The following is an 18,499-nucleotide window of genomic DNA, read 5'->3' on the forward strand; positions in this document are numbered from 1 at the left end:
AGTCTAATAAGATGAATTTGGAAAAAGAAATTGAAGAGAAGTTTGGGGGAAGGCTTAGAACGCGCGTCAATGGGATACTGATCCAAGATAATAGTATCTTAATGATCAAACATAAGATGGGAAATGATAGGTTTTTTTGGAATGTCCCTGGAGGCGGAATGAAATATGGTAGTTCGGCGGAAGAAAATCTAAAGCGAGAATTCATGGAGGAAACTGGATTGGAGATTAAGATAAAAGACTTCTTATGCACCTATGAATATTTGAACAAGCCACTCCATGCTGTTGAATTGTTTTTTGAAATAGAAGCAACAGGTGGAAATCTAAAAATGGGGAAAGATCCAGAACTCTCTGACGAACTACAATTGATCACGGAAATCGGCTTTCTTAACATCGATAATCTTGCGCTCATCAAAAATTCCGAGAAACACAGGCTGTTTTGGGGAATAAAATCGGTGAATGATGTGAGAAAATGGAAAGGATATTTTAATTTTGAGAATAATTATCTAAAATAGCACTTTATTAGAAACACCATCAACCTTATTTAGTAGATTAAATCAAGCCAAAAAAATGACGTTAACTAGAATTTTATCTATTGTCTTCTTACTAGGCGCTTTGGGTCTAGGTTACATGCTTTATAATAGCGTAGACAGCGTAGTAGAAGCAGAAAAAGAAATCGCTAGAACTGAAGCGAGAATCATCGAAAAACTTCAAATGCTCAGAGATGCTCAGATTGCTTACATTGCTGCTAATGGTGAGTATGCTGGTAACTGGGAAGATCTTAAAAAATTCATCGAAGACGGTGAAATCTGGTTGGTTCAAAGAAAAGAGACCACCAAACTATTGGAATATGGAAAAGAAGAGACTACTGTCACCTTCGATACACTAGGTTCAGTTGGTGTAATGGATTCATTATTTAATGAAAGAAAGTATCCTAATTTCAACCTTGAAGCACTCAATGTAGTGCCAGGCTCTGGTGGAAAGACATTTGAATTCTTCGCTGACAAAGTAGAAAGAAATCAAAGAGAAATCCCTGTATTCGAAATTAGAGATCCAGAACCTATCAATCCAAAAAGAAGATTGAATAACAAGGAAAAGGCTCTGAGAGTAGGGTCTAGAAATGATTCATCTACTTCAGGTAACTGGGAGTAATCTTGGCTAACATTGTAGAAAATATCCAAGAAAATATTTATAGCGATAAGTTTGACATCAATATGGTGTCAAACTTATCGCTTTTCTTGTTTGGTGAAAAGTTTATTCTTCTCGCCAAAGATGCCAATGAAGAGATTTCTGCTATACACCAGAAGTTTTTTGCAGATTTGAACTCTCTCCGATTTGTGTTAGAAAGAGATAAACTCTACGCCCTACCTGTAAAAACCAAAGTTTTTATTTTCAATCAGCAATATGCTCTTATCCCAGGATTGGTATTTGACGCTGAGCAATTGGATAAATACCAGTATTTTAATGCTCCTCAGAAAGAAGCTCAAAATCAAATTTTCACGGCATTAGATAGCAATAACATCTATTTGACAGGTGCATTTGAGTCAGAGTTAATAGATATCTTATCAAAAGAAGGTTTAGAGACTTCTTTTTTCCATGGTAGTGCATCTTTCTTGGCTTATGTTCTCAAAGACAAAAGCAGCTACATCAATCAAGAGCTTTTCATCAATATTCATGGTCAGGAAAGTTATGTAGCTGCATTCAAAAATCAAGAGCTGGTCAATTTTAATGCCTACGAAGCTGAGGATAAAGATTCATTGATTAAGTATGTTTTTGGTGTCATTTCACAAATTGGGTTTGACAGGAAGTATTGCAGAGTCACTGTATTTGGTGACTTTGAAAGTTTAGAACTCAATCAAGAGTTTGGAAATCTTTACTTCAAAAACTTTATCTTAGATCAACCGAAGGCAAATCAACAGTATCTCAGTGGTGCGGAAATCTTCCAAAACTCCAATCTTTTTGAAGCTTACTGGGAGTTTAGATAAAAATAGACATGCAAAACAAAATTGCCATATTCCCTGGGTCTTTTGATCCTTACACCAAAGGTCATCATGATATTGTGATGAGAAGCCTTCAGCTTTTTGATAAAGTGGTGATTGGAATTGGCTATAATTCTTCAAAAAAAAATCGTTATTTCGATATTGACCTGATGGTTGCCAAAATCAAAAGTGTCTATGAAGGGAATGATCGTGTAGAGGTGATAGTTTACAATGAACTTACTTCGTCATTAGCCAAGAGAATTGGGGCTACTTTTTTGGTGAGAGGACTCAGAAACACAACTGATTTCGAGTACGAAAACACGATTTCTCAAATGAACAAAAACCTAAATAAAGACTTGGAAACGGTATTTCTAATTACTTCTCCGGAGTTTGCGGCCATCAGTTCTACCATCATCAGAGATGTTCATAGATTTGGAGCAGCTATAAATGAATACCTACCTTACGAGGTCTGAACCTTAGGTACCATTTTTAAAAAACGCTTATACAAATACCTCATAGATGGGTAAGAGTTGACAAGAGCGACCTTTGCTTCTTGATGACTAAGCCATTTGATATCTTCAATCCCTTCTTCAGTCTGAGGTTTCATGCCTTTATCATTGAGATTATCCATAGCATACCAATAAGTCTTTTTAAGAATACTTTTTCTATTTTGGGTATATGTATGCCAAGTTTTACAGATTTCTGGACCAAGCTTTACCTTGATAGCACATTCTTCTTCTACTTCTCTTACAGCACATTCAGGAGGAGTTTCTCCCTTTTCAAATTTCCCTTTAGGCAAATCCCATTTTCCAAGCCTATGTATGAATAAAACCTTCTCACCTTTTGTGACTACACCGCCAGCGGCTTTGATGATAGTAAATCTACTTTTGATGAATTTCTTAAGCTTCTCCTTGTCTTTAGTAACCAAGACTACTGAGTCCAAATTCTTCAACTTTCGTGTACGTAAAAGATAAAGTAACTTAATAATAATATCTTGAGAAGGGTTGGTGATCAAGACATCATCATGGAAATCAAGAGAGGTAGGAAGGTCCTTAGGGTTTTCATAAATACACTCAAAAGTCCTGTCCACAGGTAATTCTTCGGGCGTCATTATATCCAAAGGCTTGTCATTGATAAAAATCTTCATCTCTCGGGATCTTTAGTCTGATTCAGGTAGCTTAGAATATCAAAAATGCATAAAAAAAATCATCCTGCACAATCCCGCTTGATTTTTATCTACTATTTTTGAGACATGAAATTATTTGATAAAACTGTAGCCGCAGAAGTAGCTTCAAAACTTCTAGAAATCAGAGCAATTCGCCTTCAACCTGACAAACCATTTACTTGGGCTTCGGGTTGGAAATCCCCAATTTACTGTGATAACAGGCTTTCTCTTTCCTACCCTAAAGTGAGAGACTTGATCAAGGAAAATCTAATCAAAGCTATTCAAGAAAATTTTTCCAAAGTGGAAGCTATCGCTGGGGTGGCAACAGCAGGGATTCCACAAGGAGCACTTCTAGCTGATGCATTGGGTTTACCATTTGTCTATGTTCGATCCAAGCCTAAAGGTCATGGTATGGAAAATATGATCGAAGGTAAGGTCACACATGGACAAAAAGTTGTAGTTGTCGAAGATTTGGTTTCAACTGGAGGAAGCTCTTTGAAAGCAGTAGCTGATCTGAAGGCCGCTGGCTTTGAGGTGTTGGGAATGGTTGCAATTTTCACATATGGATTTGATGTTGCAGCAGATAACTTCAAAAACGCAGGAGTAGATTTGATTTGCTTGAGTGATTATGCCGCGATGTTGCCGCAGGCTTTAGCCAATGATTATATTAATGATGACGATACTCTGGCCTCTTTAGTAGAATGGAGAAAAGATCCTGCTGCCTGGGGAAAAGAATAACCATCACAATATTATTTTTAATTGAAAGTAAAAAAGAGAGCTTTCGTAGCTCTCTTTTTTTATATCTATTTCTACAACTTCTCAGTCAAAATAGATAATGCTGTCATAATTCCTTCTCTGTAATTTCCCAATCTGATATTTTCATCAGGACCATGTTGATTGTTGTCTGAATTGACTGTTGGTATGGTCACAGCTGGAAAACCCAACGCATCAACAAATGGAGAAATTGGTAGTGAACCTCCACTGATCCTTATTTTTATCGGAGATTTAGCAAATGCTCTTATAAAAGCTTTTTCTAACCATAAACCCGGTTCTGAATCAAATGGCGTTCGAAATGCCTGATAGGAAATTGTTCCTTTCCATTTGATAAGTTTAGGATAATTCATTCGCTCTTCGTCAGTGGGTTCTCTGTCCAAGATATGATAGCCTTGTTCTTCAATATGACTGCGAACCAATGTAAATAGTCTCTCTGGATCACTTTCAGGTACTAATCTAATATCGATCTCTGCTGTAGCATCAGCGGGTACGATTGTCCTTGACTCCGCTCCTATCCATCCTGATCCCAAGCCTCTGATATTTAAAGATGGGTATTGAATTGACTCCTGATAACTACTTCCAACTTGATCAGTAAAACCAATTCCAAGTTTTCTTTTGATCTCTGCTTCATCATCTGGAACCGCATCAAGGATCACTTTCTCTTCTGGACTTAAATTAATCCCATCATAAAATCCCGGAATGATCACTCTGCCTTCATCATCTTTCATTGATGCCAATAATTTGGATAGCCTAAGCGCAGGATTGGGAGCATAATTTCCATAATGTCCAGAATGCTGCGCCGCTCTAGGACCAAAAACAGTCAAGGTGATTTCTGAAATACCCCTTGCGCCAAAACTCAATGTTGGTTCATTGCTCAGGTGTCTTGGCCCATCCATGATTAGCATCATGTCTGCCTTGAGTTTTTCACGGTGATCCAAAACAGCTGCGGGTAAATTCGGAGACCCAATTTCTTCTTCAAAATCCAAAATTACTTTCAAATTGTAATTGGGTAAAAGACCTTCTGCAATCATGGCATCCCAAGCAGTCAAAAACATAGCTAAAGGACCCTTGTCATCTGATACTGCTCTTGCAAATATCCTCCATTCATCATCTATTCCTTCTTCAATTTTATCCATCGAAATCTCCTCCCAACCCCCAGATTCATTGATTTTCTTCAACACAGGGGTGTATGGATCCGCTTGATTCCATTTTTTTCTATCAACAGGCTGCCCATCGACATGGAAATAAAACAAAACTGTTTTCTTCGCATCTTCCACTTTGTAGCTTGCCAACATCAAAGGGAATCCTTTGGTAGCTAATTGTTCAATACTCCAATTTCTATTCGAAAAATTTTCTTCGCACCATTCTAAATTAGGAACAAGCTGATCAGGATGATTGGAATCGTTGGGTATCGATACAAGTTCATTGAGCAACTTAACACCTTTGACTAAGTACTTTTCTGTTGTTCTATGAAGGTCAATTTGCTGGGCATGTGCCAAAATTGGAAAACACAAAAAAACGATGACTATTAGTTTATATATTTTCATATTGAATTTGATTTTGCAAAGATCAAGTTAAGTCACTTCAAATAAATTAAAAAGTCAATTCTGTATACAGCTCAAAATAAAAAAACCAGTCCGGCTTGGACTGGTTTGAATTTTTTATTTGTGGATGAATGTAAAACTCACATTTACCCGATCACTGAGTGTCTGTTCTTCGGGACTAAAAGTAGGCTCTACCCTATCTTCAGAAGCTGTCTTCATCATCATCGTTTCCATTCGATACTCAGTTGGCTGGAAACTAGCACCTGAGCTGTAGTTAACTTTATAAACGCGGATTTGATCGATCCCCATGGTCTTAGCAATGATATCAGCCTTCCTTTTTGCATCAAGCAAAGCCAATTCTAAAAGCTTTTCCTGATAAGATTTTTTCTGATTTTCAGAAATACCAAAACTCACATTATAACTCAAATCAGCTGATTTATTGATTGATTCGACGATTTTCACTAAATCATTTTCTCTGTGCTTGACTACAACTCTGATGTTTTGGGTGGCAACATATCCACTATCTTTAGAAGATCCTCTGGTATAGATTCTATTGATGTTGACATAGTAGTTGTCCACTACAAATTTGTAATCTTTTACACCTGACTTTTTCAATGCATCTTCGATTGCTTTTGTCTTTTTATTCAGCTTGTTAGTTACGTCTGAAACTTTCATCCCCAATTCTCGGAGATTCATATTAATAGTAGCTTCATCTGGCATCACTTTGATTTCACTGGCACCATCTACTTCAATCGATGGAACAGATTGTTGCTGTGCAGAAGCAAATAATGGAAGAAGCAAAACGGGTAATAAAAAGAGTAGTTTTTTCATATAATATATGTTTTAGTCTGTTTACAGTATTCAAATCCCAAGCCACAAAAACTTAATATTTGTTAATTCCCAGATTTGATTTTCTTGAGAAAGTATTTATCCTAAATTTAAGGGTAAGAAATTATCAAACCACATTCAAGACGAAATAACATCCCATTATGTCTCAACAATTTTATATACTATGAAAAATATTAACAAGCTTTTTGCCCTTTCAGTATTCGCTTTCCTACTCCCTATTCTCAGTTTCTGTCAAGGACCAAATGTAAATTTTTCCATTTCAGAAAAAGTCAATCAAGATTCACTTCGCAATATTGACATCTTGCTTAAGAAAGCAGTAGATAATCAATGGATTGCTGGAGCAGTTGCATTGGTGGCGGTAGATGGGGAAATAGTCTATGAAAATGCATTTGGGTACAAGAACATAGCTCAAAATAAGGCGATGAAGACAAATGACATTTTCAGAATGGCCTCCATGACCAAACCTATCACTTCTATTGCAATTCTTAAATTGTACGAAGATGGCAAATTGGATTTCAAAGATCCTGTTTCTAAATATATTCCTGAGTTTTCAAACCCTCAGATATTGGTTGGTGTAAATCCTGCCGATTCCAGCTACACAACAAAACCTGCTTCAAGAGAAGTGACTATCCATGATCTATTGACCCATACTTCCGGAATTTCTTATGGCTTTGCAGATACTTTGATGAATAAGATTTATGCCAAAGAAGGAATCATAGATTTGACCACTTTGAAGCCAATCATGCTGGAGGAAAGCATTGCTAAACTAGGGAAACTCCCTTTGAAACATGAACCGGGTGAGAAATTCACTTACGGATTGAGTATAGATGTGCTAGGACGAGTAGTTGAAGTTGCTTCAGGACAATCATTTGATCAATATCTGTTAGAAAATATTTTTGATCCACTAGGCATGGATGATACTAGATTTTATTTCGATGATGAAGCTCAGGCAGAGAGGCTTACGACTATGTATGCAAACACTAGGTCTGAGCCATTAGTGGAGTTTCCAGAAAATCCAAATAGAGGCTTATCCGGTTTCTTCCCAATCAAAGGAGCAAAAACCTATTTCTCAGGGGGAGCTGGCTTGAGTTCTACAGCTCAGGACTACTTCAAATTTTGCCAAATGGTACTCAATGATGGAGAATTAAATGGCGTCAGAGTTTTAAAAGAAGAAACTATCGCTTTCGCCAAAAACAATCAAATTGGTGAAATTAGAATGGGTAGAGATCATTTTACTTACGGTTATCAGGTTGTTCCAGAAGATGGCGATTTACGTTTTGGGAGAATTCCAGGGAAAATTTCATGGGGAGGTGCCTTTCAAACTACTTTCTGGATTGATCCTGCAAGAAATTCTGTAGCCATGCTGCTTACGCAAATGTACCCATCATACCATCAACAAAAGCTCTACGGACCATTTGAGCAAATGGTGAATGGGGCGTTTGTAGATTAGTATTTAATTGTGTACATTCCAGATATTATGCAAATAAATAAAAAAATTATGCCAAAATTAAAGCATCAATTGTTTTTCATAATATTGGCTTTTATCATTATTTCATGTGAGACAGTTGATCAGCCACCGTTAATATATGCTTATTCAAATAAGATTATAGGAGAATGGGAACAGGTAGAGAAATTCGTCTTAGTTGATTCACTTTCCAATCCAGCTAGAAATGAATGGTTGAATACCGAAATTGGATATAGCTTAAAGTTATTTGAAGACGGAACATTTAGCTATACAAAATTTGAGGAATGTACTACAGGGAGTTATGAATACAAAGGCACAATTCCTGTTATTGAATTGACATTTGATTGTGAGATAGAGATTTTAGGGGTAAAAACTTCAAAAATTTCAGAAGTCATCATCACAGATCAATCTCAAAACAACCAATTACAATTAGAACATAATTATGGAAAAAGCACAAAAGGCTGTGTTAATGAATGCTTTAGTATTTTCAGAAGAGTAGAATAATTTTCTGGAAAGTGATAAATGACATCATACGATTTGAGGAAAGAAATATAGCTTAAAATGATAGTAAAACCCCTGCTAATATCAACTAACAGGGGTTTTTATTTTATTTTCCTAGATCTAAAATATCTCCAATTTTGTTGATTTTCTGCATTTCTGAAGCTAGACTTTCATAGTCTTCGGCAATGATTTTATCTCTGAATTTTGACAAATTAGAAATATAAAGACTCAAGGCTTCGAGCATATTTTTTTTATTTTCCTCCATAATCGGTGCCCACATAGCAGGAGAGGATTTGGCCAGTCTTACCGTAGATGCAAAACCTGAACCTGCCATATCAAAGATATTTTTCTCATCTTCCATCTTATCCAAGACAGTCTTTCCAAGCATAAAAGAAGATACGTGCGAAAGATGCGATACAAAAGCTAAATGTCTATCATGCTCTTCCGCATCCATAAATCTGAGTTTCATATTGAGCGCTTCTAAGATGTCATAAGCCATCCCTTTCAAATGCACATCAGTCAATTCCATTTCGCAGATGATAAATACTTTCTTATCCAGTAAGTCAGCTTTAGCTGCTTTTGGCCCAGAATATTCTGTACCAGCAATTGGGTGTCCTGCCAAATATTGGGCTCTTTTAGGATGCTCTGTAACCGCTTTGCAGAGATTCTCCTTCGTAGAACCAAAGTCCATAATCAATGTGTTTGGTCCTACTTGATCCAAATATTTGATTAGAAGTCCAGAAAGCGTATTCGCTGGAGTCGCTAAGATGATGACATCAGTATCTGTATCTGGCTCTTCTTTGGCTTCATCTATAATCCCCAAGATTAGAGCATCTTCTAGATTTTTGAGATTGGTATCAAACCCAGTAAATTTAATATCAGGTTTAGCCTGCTTTAAAGCTAAAGCAAAAGAACCCCCCAAAAGGCCTAATCCAATGATGTGTATCTTTTTCATATTGATGGTTTTATTTGATTCTATAGATTACTTCTTTAATTTTTTCTTCTGAAATGCAAAGTGAAAAACGAACATATCCTTTTCCCTGAATTCCAAAAATACTTCCTGGCGTGATAAACAAGTGATGTTGATCAAGTAATTCGTCCACAAAATCTATATCTGTTTTATCGTTTTTGATTTTCGCCCAAACGAACATCCCTACAGCATCTTTTTCTACCTCCAAATCCAAAAGGTCAGCTAATTCCCATACTAAGTTTCTTCTTTTCGCATAAGTCTCATTCAGCGAAGCATACCAATCTTGACCCAATGAAAGTGCGGCAATAGCACCTTTTTGGATCCCTAGAAACATCCCTGAATCCATATTGCTTTTTACTTTCAGCACTGCATCAACCAATTCTGCCTTCCCCACTAAAGCTCCAACTCTCCATCCCGCCATATTTGCGGTTTTACTGAGGGAATTGAGCTCCATTGCAATTTCTTTCGCTCCGTTTATGGATAAAATACTTGAAGGTTTATCTTCCAAAATAAAGCTGTAAGGATTATCGTGAATGATTAAAATGTCATGCTTCTTCCCAAACTGAATAATCTTTTCAAATAATCCTTGACTAGCTCTAGCACCCGTCGGCATGTGGGGATAGTTTACCCACATCAATTTTACTTTGGAAAGATCGTTCTTTTCCAATGCCGCAAAATTTGGCTGCCAGTCATTTGCTTTATCCAAGTCATAGAAAACAGCCTTAGCCTCCACAAGCTGTGCCGCTGATGCGTAAGTGGGATAACCGGGATTTGGGATAAGAACTTCGTCACCTGCATTCAAAAACGCCATGGAGATGTGTATTATTCCCTCTTTCGAACCCATCAAAGGAAGTATTTCAGCGTTAGGATTGAGATCAACTTCATAATGCTTTTGATAAAAATCAGCAAAAGCTTTTCTCAACTCAGGAATTCCCTGATATCCTTGATACCCGTGGGCAAGGGAATCTGAGGCAGTTTCTTGGAGTGCCTGGATCACGGATGGGTGCGGTGGTAAATCCGGACTTCCTATTCCCATATTGATTACAGGCTTCCCTTCAGAGATCAACTGACGGACTTCCTTAAGTTTTTTGGAAAAATAATATTCCTCGATATATGTTAGCCGATTAGAAAAACCCTTCATTACTTTCTGTTCTCGTATTCCCCGAAAATTTTCACATCGCCAAAATCACTTTTTATATCTTGAATTACCGACTGATAGGCTTGATAATTCTCAAATTGCAAATCAATAAAAAATGCATACTCCCATGGTTTGTCAATCACGGGGATAGATTGAATTTTACTCAAGTCCAAACCAGAGCTACTGATCAATGACAATAATTTTGCAAGAATGCCTTTTTCATTGTTAACAGTTACTTTGATAGAAGCTTTATTAGGTTGTACTAATCCTAAATCCAAAATAGGTTTCTGTAAAATAATGAATCGGGTAAAATTATTTTTGACAGTCTGAATATCGCCTGCAAGTATCTCAAGTCCGTATATTTTCGCAGCTGTAGTACTTGCTATAGCAGCAACATTTTTGAGTTTTTCATCTCTAATCCTTCGAGCAACGGAGGCTGTATCGACATCATCAATTAATTTGATATTCGGATAGGCTTCAAAAAACTTCTTACATTGCAATAAGGCCATAGGGTGAGATCTTACTTCAGCGATATCTTCGATATGCTGACCTTTCATACACATCAAATTATGAGAAATTGGCAAGTAATATTCATCCTTGATCGTCAGGTTATAGCGGTCTATCAATTCATAATTTGGAAGAATAGCACCAGCGATTGAATTTTCAATGGCTAAAATCCCAAATTCACATTCTCCTTTACTCACACATTTGGCAGCTTCTTCAAAAGTCCTAAAACCCAAAATCTCTGCGTCCTCTCCAAAACAATTGAGCGCCACTTGATGATGAAAAGAACCTGGTATTCCCTGTATTGATATTTTCATTGGAAGAGACTATTTTTCAGGTGATAAAAGTGCTAACCCTGTTATTCTTTCAAAATGTTTTGCTTCGATTTTTCTTTCGGAAAAAATCTAAAAGCACAGAAGTGTCCAAACAAACTATTCGTTTCTCCATAACGCTAATAAACTTCTTGCTTCTTGAATTTTTTCAATTTCTTGATCTGAAATTACAGGTGCATTTTTCAAAAGTTGCTTTAAATTTATCTTCTCAATTGAGCTCGAAGATTCATCATGTGAGATCTCGTTCACATACTTTCTAACTGCTTCAAACTGCTTTGGAGATAAACTGCTCAGCAATTCTTTTATCTGCTCAAGTTTAAGGTTAACTGAAATGTCCATGTTTAAATATTCGTAAATCTATTTTTAAAGATGAATTAAACTGCCAATTGTACTATTCATTCCTATATTCTCCTTTTGAAAACATTAAAGACAAATTCAAACCTTACAATTCTTTCACCAATTCCACGTGCTTCCAAAAACTTGGATAGGATTTATTGACTACTTCGGGATCTTCGATGATTACTTGGGTTTTGGTCATCAATGGCATAAATGCCATCGCCATCCTGTGGTCATCATAAGTATGAATTTGAACTTCACTTGGAATATCAACTGAAGGAATTAATGTGAAAACTTCATTTTCCCCTTCGACTAGTTGTGCGTTGAACTTGGCTAGTTCTTGCTGTAAAGCCAAGATTCTATCCGTTTCTTTGATTCTTAGACTTTCAAGACCAGAAAACTCCACTTTCTGACCTAAGATTGCGCACGTGACAGCCACCGTTTGTGCCAAATCAGGACAATGGGTAAAATCCCAAGACTTCAATCCTCTGACAGGTTGCTTGGTCAATTTAACCCCCGAGTCATTGAATTCACTTCTAACTCCCAAATGACCCATAATTTCTACGATCTTGGAATCACCTTGAAGGCTATCTTGCTTCAATCCTCTTAATAACAATTCTCCTTCTTCAGCACATGCCAACAGGCTAAACCAATAACTTGCTCCTGACCAATCAGATTCAACTGCGAAACTTGTTGGCTGATATTTTTGAGGAGCAACATGAATCCTATTATCATCCCAAGTAAATGTCACACCAAATTGAGTCATCAACTCTAGCGTCATTTCAATGTAAGTTCTCGAGCCTACTTTGCCTTCCAGCTCCAACTCTAATCCTTCTGGCAAAATCGGTGCAATCATCAACAAAGCCGAAATATATTGACTGCTTACGTCTCCTCTAATCCTGATTTTATTGGTTTTTTGATTGCTAAAGCCGTGAATTGCCAAAGGCGGGTAGCCTTCTTTGTTCATATAATGTATCTCTCCACCGAGCTCTCTCAATGCATCTACCAAGATTCCTATTGGGCGCTCACACATCCTCGCTGTACCAGTCATAATCTTATTCTGATTAGTGACTGTAGCAAAGGCGGTAAGAAAACGCATGGTCGTACCAGCATCAAGTACATCAAAAACAGGTGGGTTAGTTTCCAGCAAACGAATCATCGTTTGCGTATCTCTTGCCTCAGCAAGATTGCTGATCTGATTTTCACCTTCCGTCAAAGCATCAATAATCAATACCCTATTGCTTTCGCTTTTTGAAGAAGGGAGTGGTATATCCGTAAATTTGAATTTTGATAGTTGAGATAATGTAATGGTATTCATACTATAAATATAGGCTTGAAAGAGTTCTTAAAGGGATTGGTAGAAAGCAATTGCTTCTTTGATTTCCAATGTACTCCCTGTGATATCGTATTCACACTGTCCGATTTTCCGAAGAAGAGAGAAATTTATGCGTTCTGAATCATTTTTCTTGTCTTGCGAACAAAGTGCTACAATAGCATCAACATCAGCAGTTGGGATTTCTATTTTCCCATACACCCCTAAGAGTAAGTTTGTGATTTGCTTCAATTCATCTAAAGTCAAGCCTGATTTTTTGTTTGAGAGAAAAGCTTCAGAAATCATTCCGATGGCAATTGCTTCGCCATGAAGCAAATGGTTGTCAGAATCCAAATAAAAGGATTCAAAAGCATGACCAATGGTATGCCCAAAATTGAGAATCTTTCTCAATCCCGATTCCTTTGGATCTTTTTCTACCACTGACTTTTTTATGCTGACTGACTTTTCGATCAAAGTCTTCCAATCTTGAGATTCCCAATCTTGAGTTTTCAGGCAAGAAAAGTAATCTGCATTCTGAATCAGACCATGTTTAATCACTTCTGCATATCCAGATCTGAGTTCTACTTCGGGTAGTGTTTTGAGAAATTCATCTGAAATAAGGACAGCTATGGGCTCTGCAAAAACACCGATATGATTCTTGAAACCATTGAAATCAATCCCAAGCTTTCCTCCTACGCTGGCATCGACTTGAGAAAGAAGTGTGGTTGGTATGTTGATGAACCGCACACCTCTTTTGTAAGTACTAGCGCAAAAGCCACCCATATCACCCGTCACACCTCCACCAAGATTGATGATCAGCGCTTTTCGGTCGAATCCACATTCTGTCATCCATTGCCAGATTTGAGTGCAGGTATCCAAGTTTTTATTGATCTCACCCGCTGTAAAAGCGAAAGTCTGATGTGCTGGTAGCTTGGATTTAATCAATGGATAGCAATGCTCCTGTGTATTGCTATCCATGATCAATCCGAGTTGGGAATAATCCTGTCTGTTCAAAAACCCAGCAAGATCATCCGAAATGGTATTAGAAAATATAATTGATTCCAATTTTTCTTTGTTATTAATTGACTCGAAATTACAAAAAGCCCGGGGATAAAAGTTATAAAATCGCAAAGTTGTAATGTTGAAAAGTTTGAGATTAGCAATGATTAAAAACAAAATGAAATCAATGATTGCCAATAACTTTTAAACCTTTCAACATTTTAACCTATTTACTATCTCTTAACTGGATCTGCTTCTCTTAGTTGCTTCTCTTGTCTTTTGACAGATTCTTCATGAATACAGTAAAGCAATTCTTTCATGAATTTTTCACTAAGATTCTTTTGAACACCTTTTTGTGTCCTAGACTCCATCACATATTTCCATCTATCTGACTGAAAAACAGTGAGGTGGTTTTCTCTTTTGTAAGCCCCGATTTGATCGATCATAGAAAATCTTTCTTGAAGTAAGTCAAGTAATTGATCATCCAAATGATCTACAGCTTGTCTAAGATCATTTAATCTTTCGCTTGGATTTTCAGATTCTCCTGTGCTTTTAAAGTCAATCTGAGATAGAATTTGTTTCAAAGTCGCAGGAGTAACTTGCTGCTTTGCATCAGACCAAGCATTATCGGGATCATGGTGCGTTTCGATCATTAATCCATCCAAACCAAAATTAATCGCTCGCTGAGAGGTTTCAAGGATACCAGCTCTATTGCCTACGATATGACTGGGGTCATTGATCACTTCCATTCCCTTCCACTCTCTTTTCAAGTGAATTGGCATGGACCAGTTTGGCTTATTTCTGAATCTCTTATCATAAGAATCTGAAAAACCTCTATGAATAGCAGCCAATTTATTGATTCCTACAGTCTGAAGTCTTTCCAAAGCTCCCAGCCAAAGTTGAAGGTCTGGATTCATTGGATTTTTCACCATTACCGGAATATCTACTCCTTTCAACGCATCAGCAATTTCCTGAACTGCAAAAGGATTGACTGTTGTCCTTGCTCCAATCCAAAGTACATCGACATTATGCTTTAGCGCAAGTTCTACGTGAGCGGCATTTCCTACTTCTGTAGTGATTGGGATATTGAGGTGATGTCTGACGATTTCCATCCACTTCAATCCATCCTCTCCAATCCCTTCGAAGCTTCCTGGTCTTGTTCTTGGTTTCCATATTCCAGCTCTGAAAAGGTTTGGAATCATATTTTCATTTTTCATATCGAGACAAACTCGCTCGATTTGTTCGGGTGTCTCAGCACTACAAGGCCCCGCAATGATAACGTGACCTTTAAGCCCTAGTCCCCAGTCTTTTGTTTGTAAGTGATTTTCCATGAGTTTAAATTGGTTTGAAAACAAAAAAGCCCGATTCTGTCGAATCGGGCTTTTTTGCATGTATGATTAAATTATTTTTTTATCAAGCAATAGACAGCTCCGATTCGACCTTCAGGACGAAAGTAAAAGTAAAAGAAGGTAAAATATATAACGGCTGCGATTAACATGCTTCAAATGTAAAGGGTGATTTTTTAAAAACAAATTAATTTTCTATTATTTTTTTGACAATACTGTAATACCAAGGCCTACTATTGGTAAATCAGTAATCATACCAATTTTAACAAGGATTTTCAAAATATTCTATGGGGAATTATCTGACGTGTTTTACAATCAATCTGGAACCATCTATTCTCAAATTGATTTATTACTATGTATCAAAACTGAAGCATGAATATCATCACCAAACCAAAAACCAAAGTAGATACCGAGATACTTGAACAAATCCTTACCGAGGAAAATGTGGAGAGGCAAGTAATCGTCAAATGTTATTTGGAAAATGGCCCCATGGAGCAGATGATAAGAATTTGGCAGAGCACTTTTTTAATTCCAAAAGAGAGTAGTGATAAATCAAAACTACTCAATGCTGATAACATAACATTTTTCCCATTTTGGACCTTTATTAAGCCTAAACAAAAGTATCAGTTCACTCTGATTTTTGAAGGATTACCCAGAGGTTGTAAGTTTTTTGATCTCATAGAAGAAATCCCTCAATCGGGAGGCTTCTCAATCACAAATATTCCTAGAAATCAGATGGATGTATATCATGTCCAAATCTGATTATTTTTCTGAGGTCTTGTCTTCCATTATTTCCTTTTGCTTGCTAATAGATTCTGAATGAATCATACGAAACAATTCTTTAACAAATTCAGGATTGAGTTGCATAGCTTGCGCCCATTCAGATCTACTTTTGAAAACCTTCTTCCAGCGATCAATTTGAAAAATGGCTACATTATTTAGTTTTTTAAACTGCCCAGCCTGTGTAACCAGATTCATTCTTCTAGTCATCACTTCTAGGAGTTCTCTATCAACTTCATCAATTTGTTGCCGGATTTGTTCCAATTGATATTGAAATTCAGGATTGTCCAGATTGATTGTTCTTGTCTTGAGTTTACGTAACATTTCCCCGAGAGCTTCCGGTGTCACTTGCTGTGGAGCATCTGACCATGCCTGATCGGGGTCTCGATGCGACTCTATGATCAAGCCATCAAAATCCAAATCCAGCGCCATCTGGGAGACTTCAAAAAGTAAATCCCTCTTTCCACAAATGTGGCTTGGATCATTGATCAGAGGCAGCTCTGGGAATCTTGTTTTCAGTTCTATAGGTATTTGCCACATTGGACTATTTCGATAAGTGGTATCATTGAAATTAGAGAAGCCTCTATGAATAGCTCCAATTCGTTTCAATCCAGCTTGATCAAGGCGCTCCAAAGCGCCAATCCACAATGCCAAATCAGGATTGACTGGATTCTTTACAAATATCGGAATATCTACTCCTCGGAGACTATCAGCAATTTCCTGGACAGTAAATGGATTAACTGTAGATCTTGCTCCTATCCATAAAATATCAACTTCTGCATCTAATGCTTGCTTTACATGACTAGGGTTTGCTACTTCGATAGCGAATTTTACTCCATATTTCTTTTTTACTTCTTGAATCCATGGCAATGCTATCGTTCCTACACCTTCGAAGCTACCTGGTCTTGTTCTTGGTTTCCAAACACCTCCTCTTATTATTTTAACTCCCTGTTTGACCAATCCAGCAACAGTCTCTTCCAGTTGTTCAGGTGTCTCTACACTACATGGGCCTGCAATAAACAAAGGATTCTCCAACCCCAATTCCCAAGCTTCAAATGATCTAGCCATATAAATTTGATTCAATTATTATCGCCAAATTAACAATTGCTTACAACAAAAAGTTGTTGCTAGGGAAATACATGATTGAAATCAGCCTTCTGATAAAGAAAAAGGCTAATTTTGAATCATAAAAAAAGCTTAGCCAATCTACAGTGAGAATCCATATAAGGTTTGGAAGGCTATGATTCAAAAAGTATATTTGCAGCTCGAATGACAGAATATGCCCACAAAAACCAAAATTTCTTTGGAGAACTTAGAAGTAGCATTTGCTTCTAAATCTGACGCGGAATTGAGAAAAATGTATCTCATCTTCGCAACTATGAATAACAACACCGCCGTGAAAATGGGGATTAAAATGGCCAATTTGGCATTTAAGATAAAATTCCCCATCAAGGGACTGATGAAAAGCACCATGTTTGGTCACTTCTGTGGAGGAGAAAGCATAGAAGATTCTCAGCAAACCGTTGATGAATTGGCTGCTTTCAATATCAAAACCATATTGGACTACTCAGTAGAAGGCGAAGGAAATGAAGATAGCTATGAAGCGACTTATAAAGAAATATTAAAAACAGTAGAAAGGTCTTCTGGTGATGACAATATTCCTTTCGCTGTCTTTAAGGTAACTGGCCTTGGAGACTATAAAATCATGACTAAAGTTCAAGAAGGGAAGGCACTAAATTGCTCAGAAAAAGCATCTTTTGTTAGACTTAAATCTAGAGTAGATGGATTGTGCAAGGCTGCAGCGAAAGCAAAAACAAGGATTTTGATTGATGCTGAAGAGTCTTGGTTCCAAGATGTCATTGATCAGATGGTCTACGAGGCGATGGAGAAATACAACCAAGAGCAATGTATCGTGTACAATACTTACCAAATGTACAGGCATGACATGCTTCAAAGGCTTAAGGATGCCAATGAAGTAGCCTTAGCAAAAGGTTATAAATTAGGAGCGAAACTTGTGAGAGGAGCATACATGGAAAAAGAAAGGGAAAGAGCTAAAGTGAAAGGCTACCTATCACCCATTCAACCTGACAAAGGTTCTTCTGATAGAGATTATGACGCAGCTTTGGCCTTTTGCATAGAAAATTTTGGACAAATAAGTCTTGTAAGTGGATCACACAACGAGAGAAGCAATATTTATCTCACCGAATTGATCGAAGAAAATCAAATCAACCCAAAAGACGAGAATGTCTACTTTGCTCAACTCTACGGCATGAGCGATAATATTTCATACAACTTAGCAAACGCCGGCTTTAATGTAGTGAAATATGTTCCTTATGGTCCTGTTGAAAAAGTAATGCCTTACTTAGGCCGTAGAGCAGAAGAAAACACTTCAGTAGCAGGTCAAAGCTCAAGAGAGTTTGACTTGATCAAAAAGGAAATTTCTCGAAGAAGAAATTTGAATAAATAAAAAACCTTAAACCAAAAAGGAGAAGCAATTCAAGCCCTCCT

At 37.2% G+C, this 18,499-nt stretch carries 20 protein-coding genes; 9 read left to right on the plus strand and 11 right to left on the minus strand.

The window, feature by feature from the left end; all coding sequences use genetic code 11:
- Nucleotides 1-11: 11 nt before the first annotated feature.
- Genes CHB66_RS15150 through coaD form a run of 4 tightly spaced genes read left to right on the plus strand, consistent with a single transcriptional unit; the run spans nt 12 to nt 2,449 of the window.
- Nucleotides 12-512, plus strand: coding sequence for an NUDIX domain-containing protein (locus tag CHB66_RS15150; protein WP_089242262.1), 501 nt, complete (start codon nt 12-14; stop codon nt 510-512).
- A gap of 55 nt (nt 513-567) precedes the next feature.
- Nucleotides 568-1,149 carry a hypothetical protein gene (locus CHB66_RS15155; RefSeq protein ID WP_089242263.1) on the plus strand — a complete coding sequence of 194 codons (582 nt, stop codon included), beginning with the start codon at nt 568-570 and terminating at the stop codon, nt 1,147-1,149.
- Nucleotides 1,150-1,151: 2 nt separating this feature from the next.
- Nucleotides 1,152-1,982 carry a DUF3822 family protein gene (locus tag CHB66_RS15160; protein ID WP_089242264.1) on the plus strand — a complete coding sequence of 277 codons (831 nt, stop codon included), beginning with the start codon at nt 1,152-1,154 and terminating at the stop codon, nt 1,980-1,982.
- Nucleotides 1,983-1,990: 8 nt separating this feature from the next.
- Nucleotides 1,991-2,449, plus strand: coding sequence for a pantetheine-phosphate adenylyltransferase (gene coaD / locus CHB66_RS15165; RefSeq protein ID WP_089242265.1), 459 nt, complete (start codon nt 1,991-1,993; stop codon nt 2,447-2,449).
- Here the strand turns inward: coaD and CHB66_RS15170 are convergent.
- On the minus strand, nt 2,437-3,123 hold the full coding sequence (locus tag CHB66_RS15170; RefSeq protein WP_089242266.1) for an NUDIX hydrolase: 687 nt from the start codon (nt 3,121-3,123) through the stop codon (nt 2,437-2,439). The two genes, coaD and CHB66_RS15170, sit on opposite strands and share 13 nt — an antisense overlap.
- A 105-nt stretch (nt 3,124-3,228) precedes the next feature.
- Here CHB66_RS15170 and pyrE point away from each other — a divergent pair, with 105 nt between their 5' ends.
- On the plus strand, nt 3,229-3,879 hold the full coding sequence (gene pyrE / locus CHB66_RS15175; RefSeq protein ID WP_089242267.1) for an orotate phosphoribosyltransferase: 651 nt from the start codon (nt 3,229-3,231) through the stop codon (nt 3,877-3,879).
- Between the two features lie 71 nt (nt 3,880-3,950).
- On the opposite strand, the gene CHB66_RS15180 is transcribed toward pyrE, so the two are convergent.
- Both CHB66_RS15180 and CHB66_RS15185 read right to left on the minus strand, forming a co-directional pair.
- On the minus strand, nt 3,951-5,462 hold the full coding sequence (locus tag CHB66_RS15180; protein WP_089242268.1) for a M20/M25/M40 family metallo-hydrolase: 1,512 nt from the start codon (nt 5,460-5,462) through the stop codon (nt 3,951-3,953).
- A 114-nt stretch (nt 5,463-5,576) separates the two neighbouring features.
- On the minus strand, nt 5,577-6,290 hold the full coding sequence (locus tag CHB66_RS15185) for an SIMPL domain-containing protein (protein WP_089242269.1): 714 nt from the start codon (nt 6,288-6,290) through the stop codon (nt 5,577-5,579).
- Between the two features lie 181 nt (nt 6,291-6,471).
- On the opposite strand from CHB66_RS15185, the gene CHB66_RS15190 reads away from it, so the two are divergent.
- Nucleotides 6,472-7,758 carry a serine hydrolase domain-containing protein gene (locus CHB66_RS15190; RefSeq protein WP_089242270.1) on the plus strand — a complete coding sequence of 429 codons (1,287 nt, stop codon included), beginning with the start codon at nt 6,472-6,474 and terminating at the stop codon, nt 7,756-7,758.
- A gap of 9 nt (nt 7,759-7,767) precedes the next feature.
- Entirely contained in the window at nt 7,768-8,277 is a 510-nt protein-coding gene (locus CHB66_RS15195) for a hypothetical protein (protein WP_141107409.1), read from the plus strand.
- A 103-nt stretch (nt 8,278-8,380) separates the two neighbouring features.
- Here CHB66_RS15195 and CHB66_RS15200 read toward each other — a convergent pair whose 3' ends face one another.
- The 7 genes from CHB66_RS15200 to CHB66_RS15230 all read right to left on the minus strand — a co-directional run bounded on the left by CHB66_RS15200 (nt 8,381) and on the right by CHB66_RS15230 (nt 15,196).
- Nucleotides 8,381-9,229, minus strand: coding sequence for a prephenate dehydrogenase (locus tag CHB66_RS15200; RefSeq protein WP_089242272.1), 849 nt, complete (start codon nt 9,227-9,229; stop codon nt 8,381-8,383).
- Between the two features lie 10 nt (nt 9,230-9,239).
- Nucleotides 9,240-10,385, minus strand: coding sequence for a pyridoxal phosphate-dependent aminotransferase (locus CHB66_RS15205; protein ID WP_089242273.1), 1,146 nt, complete (start codon nt 10,383-10,385; stop codon nt 9,240-9,242).
- The gene (locus CHB66_RS15210) at nt 10,385-11,203 is read right to left on the minus strand and encodes a prephenate dehydratase (protein WP_089242274.1); all 819 of its coding nucleotides are present in this window, start codon (nt 11,201-11,203) and stop codon (nt 10,385-10,387) included. Before CHB66_RS15210 ends, CHB66_RS15205 begins: the two co-directional genes overlap by 1 nt.
- 114 nt (nt 11,204-11,317) lie before the next feature.
- Nucleotides 11,318-11,557 carry a hypothetical protein gene (locus tag CHB66_RS15215; RefSeq protein ID WP_089242275.1) on the minus strand — a complete coding sequence of 80 codons (240 nt, stop codon included), beginning with the start codon at nt 11,555-11,557 and terminating at the stop codon, nt 11,318-11,320.
- A 103-nt stretch (nt 11,558-11,660) separates the two neighbouring features.
- Nucleotides 11,661-12,872 carry a 3-phosphoshikimate 1-carboxyvinyltransferase gene (locus CHB66_RS15220; protein WP_089242276.1) on the minus strand — a complete coding sequence of 404 codons (1,212 nt, stop codon included), beginning with the start codon at nt 12,870-12,872 and terminating at the stop codon, nt 11,661-11,663.
- Nucleotides 12,873-12,899: 27 nt separating this feature from the next.
- On the minus strand, nt 12,900-13,931 hold the full coding sequence (gene aroB, locus CHB66_RS15225) for a 3-dehydroquinate synthase (RefSeq protein WP_170932504.1): 1,032 nt from the start codon (nt 13,929-13,931) through the stop codon (nt 12,900-12,902).
- 167 nt (nt 13,932-14,098) lie between these two features.
- Complete coding sequence (locus CHB66_RS15230; protein WP_089242278.1) at nt 14,099-15,196, minus strand: chorismate mutase; 1,098 nt, start codon at nt 15,194-15,196, stop codon at nt 14,099-14,101.
- 387 nt (nt 15,197-15,583) lie between these two features.
- Here CHB66_RS15230 and CHB66_RS15235 point away from each other — a divergent pair, with 387 nt between their 5' ends.
- Nucleotides 15,584-15,973: a hypothetical protein gene (locus tag CHB66_RS15235; RefSeq protein ID WP_089242279.1), complete on the plus strand. Its 390-nt coding sequence runs from the start codon at nt 15,584-15,586 to the stop codon at nt 15,971-15,973.
- Here CHB66_RS15235 and CHB66_RS15240 read toward each other — a convergent pair whose 3' ends face one another.
- Nucleotides 15,974-17,059 carry a bifunctional 3-deoxy-7-phosphoheptulonate synthase/chorismate mutase type II gene (locus CHB66_RS15240; RefSeq protein WP_089242280.1) on the minus strand — a complete coding sequence of 362 codons (1,086 nt, stop codon included), beginning with the start codon at nt 17,057-17,059 and terminating at the stop codon, nt 15,974-15,976.
- Between the two features lie 211 nt (nt 17,060-17,270).
- Here CHB66_RS15240 and CHB66_RS15245 point away from each other — a divergent pair, with 211 nt between their 5' ends.
- A complete protein-coding gene (locus tag CHB66_RS15245) occupies nt 17,271-18,458 on the plus strand; it encodes a proline dehydrogenase family protein (RefSeq protein ID WP_089242281.1) in 1,188 nt (395 codons plus the stop codon).
- Nucleotides 18,459-18,499: the final 41 nt, after the last annotated feature.

This window comes from Belliella buryatensis, from assembly GCF_900188245.1.
GTDB classification, from domain to species: domain Bacteria; phylum Bacteroidota; class Bacteroidia; order Cytophagales; family Cyclobacteriaceae; genus Belliella; species Belliella buryatensis.

Excerpts from the sequence above, each read along its gene's own strand:
- CHB66_RS15150 (WP_089242262.1), top strand. The coding sequence starts at position 12 with ATGAATTTGGAAAAAGAAATTGAAGAGAAGTTTGGGGGAAGGCTTAGA.
- CHB66_RS15155 (WP_089242263.1), top strand. The coding sequence starts at position 568 with ATGACGTTAACTAGAATTTTATCTATTGTCTTCTTACTAGGCGCTTTG.
- coaD (WP_089242265.1), top strand. The coding sequence starts at position 1,991 with ATGCAAAACAAAATTGCCATATTCCCTGGGTCTTTTGATCCTTACACC.
- CHB66_RS15170 (WP_089242266.1), bottom strand. The coding sequence starts at position 3,123 with ATGAAGATTTTTATCAATGACAAGCCTTTGGATATAATGACGCCCGAA.
- pyrE (WP_089242267.1), top strand. The coding sequence starts at position 3,229 with ATGAAATTATTTGATAAAACTGTAGCCGCAGAAGTAGCTTCAAAACTT.
- CHB66_RS15180 (WP_089242268.1), bottom strand. The coding sequence starts at position 5,462 with ATGAAAATATATAAACTAATAGTCATCGTTTTTTTGTGTTTTCCAATT.
- CHB66_RS15185 (WP_089242269.1), bottom strand. The coding sequence starts at position 6,290 with ATGAAAAAACTACTCTTTTTATTACCCGTTTTGCTTCTTCCATTATTT.
- CHB66_RS15190 (WP_089242270.1), top strand. The coding sequence starts at position 6,472 with ATGAAAAATATTAACAAGCTTTTTGCCCTTTCAGTATTCGCTTTCCTA.
- CHB66_RS15200 (WP_089242272.1), bottom strand. The coding sequence starts at position 9,229 with ATGAAAAAGATACACATCATTGGATTAGGCCTTTTGGGGGGTTCTTTT.
- CHB66_RS15205 (WP_089242273.1), bottom strand. The coding sequence starts at position 10,385 with ATGAAGGGTTTTTCTAATCGGCTAACATATATCGAGGAATATTATTTT.
- CHB66_RS15210 (WP_089242274.1), bottom strand. The coding sequence starts at position 11,203 with ATGAAAATATCAATACAGGGAATACCAGGTTCTTTTCATCATCAAGTG.
- CHB66_RS15215 (WP_089242275.1), bottom strand. The coding sequence starts at position 11,557 with ATGGACATTTCAGTTAACCTTAAACTTGAGCAGATAAAAGAATTGCTG.
- CHB66_RS15220 (WP_089242276.1), bottom strand. The coding sequence starts at position 12,872 with ATGAATACCATTACATTATCTCAACTATCAAAATTCAAATTTACGGAT.
- CHB66_RS15230 (WP_089242278.1), bottom strand. The coding sequence starts at position 15,196 with ATGGAAAATCACTTACAAACAAAAGACTGGGGACTAGGGCTTAAAGGT.
- CHB66_RS15235 (WP_089242279.1), top strand. The coding sequence starts at position 15,584 with ATGAATATCATCACCAAACCAAAAACCAAAGTAGATACCGAGATACTT.
- CHB66_RS15240 (WP_089242280.1), bottom strand. The coding sequence starts at position 17,059 with ATGGCTAGATCATTTGAAGCTTGGGAATTGGGGTTGGAGAATCCTTTG.
- CHB66_RS15245 (WP_089242281.1), top strand. The coding sequence starts at position 17,271 with ATGCCCACAAAAACCAAAATTTCTTTGGAGAACTTAGAAGTAGCATTT.